The following is an 11,800-nucleotide window of genomic DNA, read 5'->3' as shown; positions in this document are numbered from 1 at the left end:
TGCCGGACGGGCCGGGCCCGGCCTCTCGCCGTGCCCTTCCCCGCTCGCGCGGCAGGCGTTCCGCGAGCCGGGAGCACCCTCGGCGGGTGCTCCCGGATTCACGCTCCCGGATTCACGCGTTCGCGGCGCCGGGACGCTCAGAGCAGCGGCAGGATCGCCGGGACGAGGTCCTGGAAGGTGCGGCCCTGAGCGGGCGTGCCCAGGGCGGTCATCCGCCAGCCGCCGTCGGCGCGGTGCACCTTCGCCATGATCTGCGCGGTGTACGGGCCGCCGCCCGCCAGGGTGTGCCGGGCCAGCTCCTGCCCGGTCGTCTCGTCGACGAGCCGGCAGAAGGCGTTCTGGACCTCCTGGAAGGTCTGGCCGGTGAAGGAGTTCACCGTGAAGACGATCTGGTCGATCTCCGCGGGCACCCGCTGGAGGTCGACGAGGATCGATTCGTCGTCGTCCCCCTGCCCCGCTCCCCCGACCAGGTTGTCCCCGGTGTGCCGGATCGAGCCGTCGTTGCTCGTGAGGTGCTGGAAGAAGACGACGTCGACCGACTTCTTCCCGCTGAAGAGCACGGCGGAGGCGTCCAGGTCGATCTCCCGGGGGCGCACCAGCCCCAGCAGTCCCCTCTTGCGGGGCGCGGCCTGCCAGCCGAGCCCCATCCGGACCGCCGTCAGCGCTCCCCCGTCGCCCTTCTCCAGACTGATGCCCTGTCCCTTGGCCAAGTTGACCGTCACGTGTCCCCACCTTCCGTGCCTGTGTCACAGGGGCGCTCCCCCGTAGAGCGCCCGCCCCGACCCTCGCACGGCGGCGGGGGGCGGCGCAGCCCCCGTACGCCGGATTGTGGCCGTCCCGGGACACGGGGGCGGACCGCGTGACCCGGGTGGGCGACCCCGCCAGGGGCCCGTCACGGATCATCCGGACGAGTGAAACGGCCGGGCGGCGAGGAACGCGGTCGGGCGCCGAGGGACGTCGTCCGGGACCGGCCGGAGTGAACTCCGGGACCGGCCGCAGGCACGGCGCCCACCCGAGACCGATGCCGTCATGGCGCCCGCCCGAAACGGAAGCCGGGGGCGCCCGACCGGCGCGGGCGCCCCCCTGCACAGCTCGGCAGCGGCAGCCCGTCTCCCTCAGGCCACCCCGGCCTCCTTCATCTGCCGCAGTTCCTTCTTCATCTCGGAGACCTCGTCGCGCAGCCGCGCGGCCACCTCGAACTGCAGGTCGGCGGCGGCGGCGCGCATGCGGTCGGTCATCTCCTCGATCTGCTGGGCGAGCGCGGCACCCGGCTGGTCGGTAGGCGCGGTCGCGGCCTTGCCCTTCTTGGCCTTGCCCTTCGCCGCCTTGCCCGACTCCGCCGTCGCCTTGCCGCCGAGCGCGGGCACGGGGGTCTTGGCGCCCTTGCCCTCCTTGGCCTGCCGGTACCCCGTACCGAGCAGCGAGTCGGTGTCGACCTCCTCGCGCGCGATCGAGGCGACGATGTCGTTGATCTTCTTGCGCAGCGGCTGCGGGTCGATACCGCGCTCCGTGTTGTACGCGATCTGCTTGGCGCGACGGCGGTTGGTCTCGTCGATGGCCCGTTCCATCGCGGGCGTGATCTTGTCCGCGTACATGTGGACCTGCCCCGAGACGTTACGGGCGGCGCGCCCGATGGTCTGGATGAGCGAGGTCCCCGAGCGCAGGAAGCCCTCCTTGTCGGCGTCGAGGATCGCGACGAGGGAGACCTCGGGGAGGTCGAGGCCCTCGCGGAGCAGGTTGATCCCGACGAGGACGTCGTACTCCCCGGCCCGCAGCTCGCGCAGCAGCTCGATGCGCCGCAGCGTGTCGACGTCGCTGTGCAGGTAGCGGACGTTGATCCCGAGTTCGAGGAAGTAGTCGGTGAGGTCCTCGGCCATCTTCTTGGTGAGCGTCGTGACGAGGACGCGCTCGTCCTTCTCCGTGCGCTCGCGGATCTCGTGGACGAGGTCGTCGATCTGGCCCTCGGTCGGCTTGACGACGATCTCCGGGTCGACGAGCCCGGTCGGGCGGATGATCTGCTCCACGAAGCCGTCGGAGCGGGACAGCTCGTAGTTCCCCGGGGTCGCGGAGAGGTACACCGCCTGGCCGATGCGCTTCTGGAACTCCTCCCACTTCAGCGGCCGGTTGTCCAGCGCCGAGGGGAGGCGGAAGCCGTGGTCGACGAGTGTGCGCTTGCGCGAGGCGTCGCCCTCGTACATCGCGCCGATCTGCGGGACGGTGACGTGGGACTCGTCGATGACGAGGAGGAAGTCCTCGGGGAAGTAGTCGAGCAGGGTGTTCGGCGGGGAGCCGGGCTCGCGGTCGTCGAAGTGCATCGAGTAGTTCTCGACGCCGGAGCAGGTGCCGATCTGGCGGAGCATCTCGATGTCGTACGTCGTCCGCATCCGCAGCCGCTGCGCCTCCAGGAGCTTGCCCTGCTTCTCCAGCTCGGCGAGCCGCACCTCCAGCTCCTTCTCGATGCCTTTGATCGCCCGTTCCATGCGCTCGGGACCCGCGATGTAGTGCGAGGCGGGGAAGACGTACACCTGCTGATCGTCGCTGATGACCTCACCGGTGAGCGGGTGGAGCAGGGAGAGCGCCTCGATCTCGTCGCCGAACATCTCGATGCGGACGGCGAGCTCCTCGTACACGGGGAAGATCTCGATCGTGTCGCCGCGCACGCGGAAGGTCCCGCGGGTGAAGGCGACGTCGTTGCGCGTGTACTGGATGTCGACGAAGCGGCGCAGCAGCTCGTCGCGGTCCAGCTCGTCGCCGACCTTGAGGGGGACCATGCGGTCCACGTACTCCTGCGGCGTACCGAGACCGTAGATGCAGGAGACGGAGGCGACCACGACGACGTCCCTGCGGGTGAGCAGCGAGTTCGTCGCGGAGTGGCGCAGCCGCTCGACCTCCTCGTTGATCGAGGAGTCCTTCTCGATGTAGGTGTCCGACTGCGGGACGTACGCCTCCGGCTGGTAGTAGTCGTAGTACGAGACGAAGTACTCGACCGCGTTGTTCGGGAGCAGCTCGCGGAACTCGTTGGCGAGCTGGGCCGCGAGGGTCTTGTTGGGCGCCATGACGAGGGTCGGCCGCTGGAGCCGCTCGATCATCCACGCGGTGGTCGCCGACTTGCCGGTGCCGGTCGCGCCGAGCAGGACGACGTCCTTCTCCCCGCCCTTGACGCGCTTCTCCAGCTCGGCGATGGCGGTGGGCTGGTCACCGCTGGGCGAGTACGGGCTGACGACCTCGAAAGGCGCCACCGTGCGTTCGATCTGAGTTACGGGCCGCATGTCCTCCACGGTACGACCGACCACTGACAAGCGTCCCGGCGAACGAGGCGCACCACGCGGGAGAACGGGCCGCACCGCGTACGGAAGGGACTCGGACCGCGTGCGGGCAGGGAGCGCGCGCCCCCGGCGTGAGCGGCGCGCCGTTCGAATCCGGCCGCGCACCGGTCACCCGGGGTCCCCGCGCACCGGGAGGCCGGCGTGCGGTGCGGTACGGGCGGTGACCACGCGCCCGGTGTGCCGCATGCGCCCTCGACTGCGCCCATACCTCCCTGACCTGGGCTTTCCCCGGCGGCGCGCGGGAGCCGTCCCGGGGTGCGTCCGACCGGTCGCGCTCCGTTCGGGGTGTGGCCATCGCGCATCTGTCTGCGCGCGCTCCGCAGCGGTCACGCTCCTACTGTCAGTGATCCCGCGAACTCCAGGAGCCTTCTTGTCCGCACGAGCCGCAACAGCAGTGACCGTCGCGATCCTCGGCAGCGGAGCCCTCGTCGGCCTCCCCGCCGCGTCCGCCTCGGCAGCCGACAGCGCGCACAGCCCCGCCGGAATCACGGTCGTGGGACATCGCGGTGCGCCCGCCTACGCGCCCGAGAACACCCTGCCCTCCGTCGAGAAGGCGGCCGAGCTGGGGTTCCGCTGGGTGGAGAACGACGTCCAGCGCACCAAGGACGGAGAGCTGATCGTCCTGCACGACACGACCCTCACCCGTACGACCGACGTCGAGCAGGTCTTCCCCGATCGCGCGCCGTGGAACGTGCGCGACTTCACCGCGGCGGAGATCGCGCGGCTCGACGCGGGGACCTGGTACGACCCCTCCTTCGCCGGTACGCGCATCCCGACCTTGAAGGAGTACCTGAACGAGATCACCCAGACCCACCAGAACCTGATCCTGGAGCTGAAGAGCCCCGATCTCTACCCGGGCATCGAGGCCGAGACGCTGGCCGAGCTGCGCAACAGCGGCTGGCTCGACCGCGGGCACGTGCGGCACCGTCTGGTGGTGCAGAGCTTCGACGCGAAGAGCATCAAGGAGGTGCACAAGCAGCGGCCCGACGTGAAGACCGGCTTCCTCGGCACGCCGACGCAGGCCCAGCTGCCCGAGTACGCCCGTTTCGCCGACCAGATCAATCCCTCGCACACGACGATCGGTGCCGACTGGGTCGCGGCGGCGCACGCGCTGAAGGGCCCGCACGACAAGCCGCTGGAGGTCTTCACCTGGACCGTCGACACCCCGAACGACACGGTGGTGGCGGCCGACAAGGGCGTGGACGGGATCATCAGCAACGCCCCTGACGTCGTGCGCGACGCGCTGGGCGGCTGACGAGCGACAGCGGCCGACAGGGGAAACACCTGGTCAGACGCGGTGCAGAGGGCGTTGTCAGTGGGCGGTCGTACGGTGTGCGCATGAACAGTGACACGTCCGCGGAGCCCGGCGCCCTGGGGCCCGCTCCGGAGCGCTCCGACGCGCCGGAGGGGCCCCGGGGCTGGACCTCGGGGGTGGTGGAGAGCCCGATCGGGCCACTCTTCCTGGCGGCGACGGCCGCCGGCCTGGTCCGGGTCGCCTTCCACGCGGACGCGCGGACGGCGGCCCGGGAGCGGGCGGCGCTCGCCGCGCGTCTCGGCGGCCCGGAGGACCCGGCGACGGGGGCGCACGCGGTCGAGGCGGCGGGCGAGGCGCTGGACAGGTACTTCGCGGGTGACGGCGAACTCGCCGGGCCGCCCCTGGACTGGTCGCTCGTCACCGGTTTTCAGCGCGAGGTGCTGCGGGTCCTGGCGGCGGAGGTGCCGCTCGGGGCGGTCGTCGGGTACGGGGAGCTGGCGCGCAGGGTGGGGCAGCCCGGCGCGGCACAGGCGGTGGGGCTCGCGATGGGGGCGAATCCGCTCCCGCTCTTCGTGGCCTGTCACCGGGTGGTGGAGCGGGACGGCGGAATCGGGGGCTTCGGGGGCGGCGTGGAGACGAAGCGGCAGTTGCTGGCGCTGGAGGGGGTGCTGCCGGAGCCGTTGTTCTGAGGGGCGGGGTGTCGCGGGTGGGAGCTTGCGGTCCGGTCGCGGGTGGGAGCCCGCGGTCCGGTCCTGAGCGGCCGGGGGCGGCCGTGGGGAACCGTGGTCCGGCGCTGGGCGCGGGGTTCGCTGGCGGGAGTCCGTGATCCTGGCAGCCCTGGGACGTGGCGCAATTCGCGGGCGGGTAGCCGTGGTCCGGGTAGTCCTGGGACGTGGCGCGGGCGGGGAGCCGTCGTCCGGTCAGTCCTGGGGGACGCGGCGGGCCGGGTGGCGGGGGTCGTCCGTGCGGACGACGAGGTCGGCCACGTCGAGGGGGGTCTGCTCGGCCTCGTAGCGGGCGAAGGCGGGCAGGGTCCAGTGCTCCTCCTCGGGGGTACGGCGGCGCAGTGCCGCCTCGGTGAGGGAGAGATGGACGCCGAGGTCGAAGGGGAACCAGTGGCCGAAGAGGAAGGGGCCGTGGAGGAGGAGGAAGCCGCCGGGCGGCAGGGTGACGTACGGCGTGCGGGTCGCGCGGTCGGTGACGGGGTCCCACAGGTCGGGCAGGACCCGGCCGCTGCCCCCGGGGTCGAGCGGGGCGAAGACCTCCCGCCACAGCGCCGGGGTGTCGAACCAGCCGGTGAGGTAGCTGTCGGGGTCGTGGTGGCCGTGCTCGAAGCGGAGCGAGGCGGGGCGCAGGAAGCCGCTCGTGGCGAGTGGCAGTGCGGGCCGGCCTGCCGCGCGCAGCGCTTCGGCGAGCCGGTCGGCGAGGGCCTCGGGACGGGCCGCGGGAGCGCCGTCGAGCGCCACCCGGACATGGTCGCCACCGTCCGCGGGAGCGGTCGTGAGCAGTCGCTCGGTGAGGTCCTCGGTCAGGCGTTCCCAGGTGATCGCTTCGAATCGCACGGGTCTATGGTGACGCAGGCGGCCGGGGCACACGGGTGGGGGTCACGCGGCGGCGGAGGCGCGTACGAAAGACGGGGGCGCGCTGTGGCACGCCCCCGGAGAAGATCCGGGAACCTGGTCCCGGGTGCGGAGGAGATCGGCGGAGAGGGAAACGAAGGAGGTCAGGAGAGGAGGAAGTCGGCCTGTCCGGCCTTCGCTCCCTGGATGAAGGCGGTGATTTCCGCCGGGGTGTAGATGAGTGCGGGCCCTTCTGGATCGGAGGACTGACGGAACGCGATCCTGCCGTCGGCGAGTTTCATCGCCTCGACGCAGTTCCCCCCGTTGCCGCCGCTCCACGGCTTGCGCCACCCCGCGTTGCCGAGCTGGGCGGCGGGCATGCCGTTGTATATCCGGACGCGGTCCATTCACAGCTCCTTGCGGACATCCCTCAGGATCTCCTTTGTGCGTTGTGCAGTGGCGGCATGTGCCGCCATGTGGTCCATGACCTCCAGATACGTGGCGACTTCCGGCCGGCTGTCGAGATAGACGGCGCCGGTCAGGTACTCCACGAAGACCATGTCCGGAAGTTCGGGCATGGGGAAGCGGAAGAGTACGAAGGGGCCGAAGGTGCCGGGGTGGGGCCCGGCGCTGAACTCGGCGATCTGGAGGGTCACATTGGGCAGAGCGGTGACGTCCAGCAGATGATCGACCTGCCGGCGCATGACCGTCGCGTCCCCCGCCGGACGGCGTACCGCGGTTTCGTCCAGGACGTACCACAGCCGTGGCGCGTCCTCGCGGACCAGGAGCTTCTGGCGTCGCAGTCGCAGATCGACATGACGCTCTATCTCCTCCGGCTCGCTGCGCCCGAGCGAGCCGGCCCGCATGACGGCCCGTGCGTATTCCTCGGTCTGGAGGAGGCCGGGCACGAAGTGCGGTTCGTAGTTGCGGATGAGGCTCGCGGCCCCCTCCAGACTGACGTGCATGCTGAACCAGTTGGGGAGCACGCCGTGGTAACGCTGCCACCAGCCCGGCTTGTTGGCGTCCTCGGCGAGCGTGACGAAGGTTTCGACCTCCTCCGCCGACGCCCCGTACGACTGGAGGAGGAGCTGGAGGTACGGAATCCTCAGCGCGACCTCTGCCGTCTCCATGCGCCGGACCGTGGCCGGTGCGACGCGCAAGACCTTGGCCGCCTGTTCGCGACTGAAGCCCGCGTGCTCGCGCAGGTCCTGGAGCCGCCGCCCCAACACCACCTGGCCCACGGTCGGCGCGGACCTCGGTTCGCTCACGTCGACCTCCCCTTGGCGAACAGTTCCCGAGCAGTGTGCCATGCGCCGCAACCCCAGCACACTGCACTCTGCATTTTTCAGAGTGACCCTTGCCAAGTGTTCGCGCCGGGGAGATAGTGGCACACGTGATTCCGTCCGCTCCGTTAATCACCCCCCAGACCGGTGAGCGCTGTGCGAGTTTCGAACTCGCCGCTCACCCGGGCTCCGCCGCCCAAGCCCGGCGGCTCACCCGCGCGCAGCTCGACGGCTGGTCGGCACCCGAGGAGACGTGCGAGGCGGCGATCCTGATCGTCTCCGAACTCGTCACCAACGCCCTTGTGCACACGGGCAGTCGGCACATCCTCTGCGAGCTGCGCGAGATCGAGCCGCACGAGCGGGCCCCGCGACCAAGCCCCGATCCGCTCAGGCGCGCGGGCGGGGCGAGCGGTTCGGCGGACGGGGCGCGACTGCGGATAGCGGTGCGCGACGAGGGGCAGTGCGGCAGACAGCCCGCGAGTCCCCGGCAGGACCCGCAGGACGAGCACGGGCGCGGCCTTTTCCTGGTCTCCGCCATGAGCCTGTCCTGGGGGACGCAAGAGGCGGAACAGGGTTCCGGCCTGGTTGTGTGGGCCGAGTTGTCGTGGGAAGAGGCACGCTGAATGCACACGTGGACGGCAGGCTCGCTGAGCCTCGACACGCTCGCCTCGCTCAGCCGGCGCAGGTTCGCCCGGGGAGCGGCGCGAACGCCACTGGTGCGTTTGACGGTGCCGAGCGGAATGACCACGTCGATGGGCGTGGACGCGGTGGGCGTGCCGGAGGCGCTGGCCCGCCGGGTGATGGGGCGACTGCCCCGTATGGGCTGTGTGTTCGCGGACGGCGGGCGCTGGTGGTGGATCGTGCCCTCGGGATCGGACGTGGCCCTGGAGTGGCCCGCGCCCGCCCACTACGCGGCCGGGGCGCTCGTCCCGGATGCGCGGAGGGAGCCCCGGCTCGTCCACCAGCCGTCCGGCAAGGCCCCGTACACGCCGCCGATCCCGCTCTACGTGACCCTGTGCCGCCTCACCGACACTCTTCCGCCGTGGTCACGCTCGGCACCGACCGAGGACTGACCGGAGCCGCCTTTCCGGTCGAGCCCGGTCGGCGCGGCGTGCCGTGCGCCGCCGAAGTCCCGTAGAGTTCCTTCCTTTTGAGCACCGGGCGGGTCACGCCCGGTCCGAGCGCAGCCCTCTCACCCTCCTGCCCGGCGGACGCGCTGCGGCGTGGACGGATTCATCGCGGCGCTGCGGGCACGGACGGACTCATCGCGGCGCCGAGCGGGCGCGGACGATGACGAGGAAGGCGTCCTGGTCGAGATCCATGACGACCTCGGCGGCAGTGCCCTCGCAGCGTCGCTGACGGGCGAATTCCTCGGCGGGCCAGGAGCCCCGCGGTCCGCCCGCGGGGAAGCGTTCCAACACCACTCGTTCGGTCATCACGGCCGCAACTCCGTCCTGTCGTACCCGGGTCGCACTCCCCCGCCGCCGGTGCTGCCGCAACACGCGTTCACTCGAACCCCACTCTTCACTCACTCGCATGGAGTAACGAGTGCACCCGCCGTCACGTCACGCCGCGCCGGGCAGTGCGTCGAGAATGACGCAGCGAGGCCCTCGGGCGTGGGCGCCGTGACCGTACCGTCACCTGTTCGCCCCGGCTCGTGACGGCATTCGTCGCCCTTGGGGGCACAGGGGGCGCGGCCGAGGGGCGCACCCAGGCCGGCGGCGGTGAGCGGGATGCGGCAGGTCAGGAGGGGGGCACCGCGAGGTGGTCGCGGTGGGCGAGCGCGGTGGGAGCGCGTGGGGGCGGGGTGGGTGAGCGCGCGGTGGAGGCAGGGGAGGTAACGGGCATATGCCGGGGAGGTGTGGGCGGGCTGTTCGCGGTGTGCGGCGAGGGGTGCGGGGGCGGGGGCGGGGCGGTCGGGGGGCTTCGGCGGGGTGGGCGGGGGCTTTTCGGCGGGGCGGGCGGCGGACAGTTGGGGGCGGCGTTGGGTGTGCGAGGGGCTGAGGAACGCCCTGTCGCGAGAGGGGGTACGCGGGGCCCGCGTGAGGACAGACCGCTGCCTTCGGGGAAGCGGACACCCGAGTTAGGGCAGATGCCCCGCCTTCCTGCGGAAGCCGGGGCTGGGTGAGGGCAGGCCCCGCCCTCGCACGGGGGCCGGCCTCGATTGGGGACACCCCCGCCCGTCCGCAGGAGCCGGGTCTGCATGAGGACAGATCCCCGCCTTCCTCGCACGAAAGCCGGACCCGCATGAGGACACACCCCCGCCCTCCTCTCACGGAAGCCGGGCCCGCACGAGGACACACCCCCGCCCTCCCAGGGGGCGGCCCCAGTTCAATTCTTCCAGGCCCCCACCCCACCACCCCGCCATCTCACCGCATCTGTGGATAACTCCGCGTAATCCGCAAAAGCTCTCACTCTTCCGCATGAGCAGATTTTTCACCCACAGCACGCTGTCGGTGCGGTGACGTACGGTGCATGCATCAGCGCTCACAGCGACAGAGTTGCGGCGGGGCGGGCCGGCGTAATCAGTGCGTCACGGGGGCCCGGTCGTGGTCGAGATTGCCGAGTTCGCCCAGCAGGGCGCGGAGGCGGGCGCTGTCGCGTGGGGGCAGGGTGCCGGCGTCGTCGGCGTGGACGGCGGCGGCCGTGGTCGTGTCCACGAGGCGTTCGAGTACGGCGGTGAGTTCGGCGGCCCCGGCGCTTCGGCGGGCGAGCGGGGGCAGTTCGGCGGCCGAGACCTCGACGGCGGCGCGGGCCTGCGCGAGGGAGCGGTAGGCGGCGCGGCGCAGGGCCCAGCGGCCCGGCAGGTCGGGCGAGCCGCTGAGCACGTGGCCGAGGTAGTCGGTCGCTGCCTGCGAAGCGACGGCGAGCCGGCCGCGGGCGACGTTGCCCGCCCGGCCGGGGAGGGGGAGGTGTCCGGCGAGCAGCACGATGCCGCAGGCGAGCAACGTGTCGGTGAGGCGGTTCCAGGTGGCCTGGGTGTCACCGCCGAGACCGACGAGAGCGAGAACGAGGAGGGTGACGACACCGGTCTGGAGGGCGAAGTGACGCATGGCGAGCGGGACGAGGGTCGCGCAGACCGCCGCGAGAGCGACGAGCCCGCTCTCGGGCGGCAGCGGTACGGGAGCGGCAGCGGCGGCGAGCGCGACGAAGAGCCCGGCTCCGACGAGCGTGCCGACGACACGGCACAGGATGCGCGAGGCGAGCGGACCCAGGTCGGGCTTGACGAGGAAGACGGCGGTGGCGGGGAGCCAGTACCAGTGCTCGGGATGGAGGGTCTGGGCGACGGCGGTCGCGGCGCCCATGCTGAGCGCGACGCGGATTCCGTACTCGCGCCCCGCCGGGCCCGAGACGCGGCGCGTCGCGGCGCGGAGACGGGCTCGTGCGCCCCGCGGGGTGCGGGTGGTGGGGGCGGGGGTGGAGTCGAAGACGGCGAGAGCGGAGAGGAGGGACGCGTCGAGCGCGCGGAGTCCCGGGGCGTCGCGTTCGGGAGCGGGGACCGATGCGGGCACGGTGTCGTGGCGTGCGGCGTCGGCGAGGGCGAGCGGGCCTCGTACGGTGCGCGCCGGTAGCGGGCGTCCGGCCCAGAAGAGCGCGGTCGCGGCCTCCGCGAGAGGGAGGGCCGCGTCGAGGCGGGCGTGGAGGCGGCGTTCGGCCGAGCTGCTCGTGAAGCGGTGGAGCCGGGGGCCGAGCAAAGCGTCCTGGGCCTGGTCGAGTGCGGCGGTGAGAGCGGAGCGGCGGGCGGGAGCGGCGGAGGTGCCGGTGGCGTCGAGGAGGGCGGCGATCGCGGTGTAGACGGAGGCGACGGCGGCACGTTCGGTGCCGAGGCGGTACGGGTGGCGGGCTCCGTCGTCCGGGGAAGGGAGCAGGAGGCGCAGGGTGAGGAGCCAGGCAGCTCCGGTGAGGAAGGCGAGGGCACGCTGCCAGCCCGGCTCGGGCAGCGGCATCCCGGCGCCGATGGCGGTCGTGACGAGTATCTGGGTGCCGACGCCCGAGGCGACCGGCCCGACAGCGCTCACGGCGCCGGCGAAGAGGCCGAGCACGGTGAGGACGAGTGGGAGGAGGAAAGGCTGGGCGGGGTGCGGGAGGAGTGCCGTGGCGCCGCTGCCGAGCAGCAGTCCGCAGGTGCCGGCGAGGGCGGGGGCGCCGAGGCGGAGTCCCGCGGTGCGGCGGCTGCCGGGGCGGTCGTTGATGGCGGCGAGGAGGCCGCCGAGCGCGGTCATGACTCCGAGCCCCGGCTCTGCCGCCACGACGGCCAGGACGAGCGGCAGCGTGCCCAGCAGTCCGCGCACCATGGCGCCGCGCGGTACCGGCACGCGCGGGACGTGCAGGGCGTGGGCGAGCCAGGCGGGCAAAGGGCGGTGGCGGAATCGGAGG

The 11,800-nt window shown here is 72.2% G+C and carries 11 protein-coding genes; 4 read left to right on the top strand and 7 right to left on the bottom strand.

The features are described from left to right. Nucleotides 1-137 precede the first annotated feature (137 nt). Both STTU_RS26300 and uvrB read right to left on the bottom strand, forming a co-directional pair. A complete protein-coding gene (locus STTU_RS26300) occupies nucleotides 138-722 on the bottom strand; it encodes a TerD family protein (RefSeq protein ID WP_007828505.1) in 585 nt (194 codons plus the stop codon). A gap of 393 nt (nucleotides 723-1,115) precedes the next feature. After that, nucleotides 1,116-3,269 (bottom strand): excinuclease ABC subunit UvrB, encoded by a 2,154-nt coding sequence (uvrB, locus tag STTU_RS26295; protein ID WP_043256407.1) that lies wholly within the window; start codon nucleotides 3,267-3,269, stop codon nucleotides 1,116-1,118. Nucleotides 3,270-3,720: 451 nt separating this feature from the next. On the opposite strand from uvrB, the gene STTU_RS26290 reads away from it, so the two are divergent. Both STTU_RS26290 and STTU_RS26285 read left to right on the top strand, forming a co-directional pair. After that, on the top strand, nucleotides 3,721-4,581 hold the full coding sequence (locus STTU_RS26290; RefSeq protein WP_007828501.1) for a glycerophosphodiester phosphodiesterase: 861 nt from the start codon (nucleotides 3,721-3,723) through the stop codon (nucleotides 4,579-4,581). Nucleotides 4,582-4,664: 83 nt separating this feature from the next. Continuing rightward, complete coding sequence (locus STTU_RS26285) at nucleotides 4,665-5,270, top strand: methylated-DNA--[protein]-cysteine S-methyltransferase (protein ID WP_043256404.1); 606 nt, start codon at nucleotides 4,665-4,667, stop codon at nucleotides 5,268-5,270. A 231-nt stretch (nucleotides 5,271-5,501) separates the two neighbouring features. Here STTU_RS26285 and STTU_RS26280 read toward each other — a convergent pair whose 3' ends face one another. The 3 genes from STTU_RS26280 to STTU_RS26270 form a co-directional block, all read right to left on the bottom strand. Then, nucleotides 5,502-6,143: a hypothetical protein gene (locus STTU_RS26280; protein ID WP_007828496.1), complete on the bottom strand. Its 642-nt coding sequence runs from the start codon at nucleotides 6,141-6,143 to the stop codon at nucleotides 5,502-5,504. Nucleotides 6,144-6,304: 161 nt separating this feature from the next. Further along, the gene (locus tag STTU_RS26275; RefSeq protein ID WP_007828494.1) at nucleotides 6,305-6,547 is read right to left on the bottom strand and encodes a DUF397 domain-containing protein; all 243 of its coding nucleotides are present in this window, start codon (nucleotides 6,545-6,547) and stop codon (nucleotides 6,305-6,307) included. Continuing rightward, nucleotides 6,548-7,408 (bottom strand): helix-turn-helix domain-containing protein, encoded by an 861-nt coding sequence (locus STTU_RS26270; RefSeq protein ID WP_043256403.1) that lies wholly within the window; start codon nucleotides 7,406-7,408, stop codon nucleotides 6,548-6,550. A gap of 125 nt (nucleotides 7,409-7,533) precedes the next feature. Between STTU_RS26270 and STTU_RS26265 the strand changes: the two genes are divergently transcribed. Next, a complete protein-coding gene (locus STTU_RS26265) occupies nucleotides 7,534-8,046 on the top strand; it encodes an ATP-binding protein (protein ID WP_043256402.1) in 513 nt (170 codons plus the stop codon). Next, nucleotides 8,047-8,496 (top strand): hypothetical protein, encoded by a 450-nt coding sequence (locus tag STTU_RS26260; protein ID WP_007828488.1) that lies wholly within the window; start codon nucleotides 8,047-8,049, stop codon nucleotides 8,494-8,496. Between the two features lie 189 nt (nucleotides 8,497-8,685). Here STTU_RS26260 and STTU_RS35080 read toward each other — a convergent pair whose 3' ends face one another. After that, nucleotides 8,686-8,859: a hypothetical protein gene (locus tag STTU_RS35080; RefSeq protein ID WP_086020865.1), complete on the bottom strand. Its 174-nt coding sequence runs from the start codon at nucleotides 8,857-8,859 to the stop codon at nucleotides 8,686-8,688. 1,089 nt (nucleotides 8,860-9,948) lie between these two features. Next, a complete protein-coding gene (locus STTU_RS26255; RefSeq protein WP_007828484.1) occupies nucleotides 9,949-11,778 on the bottom strand; it encodes an FUSC family protein in 1,830 nt (609 codons plus the stop codon). Between the last annotated feature and the right edge of the window lie 22 nt (nucleotides 11,779-11,800).

It is taken from the genome of Streptomyces sp. Tu6071, from assembly GCF_000213055.1.
Classification (GTDB): Bacteria; Actinomycetota; Actinomycetes; order Streptomycetales; family Streptomycetaceae; genus Streptomyces; species Streptomyces evansiae.
This window is presented reverse-complemented; position numbering and strand designations above follow the sequence as displayed.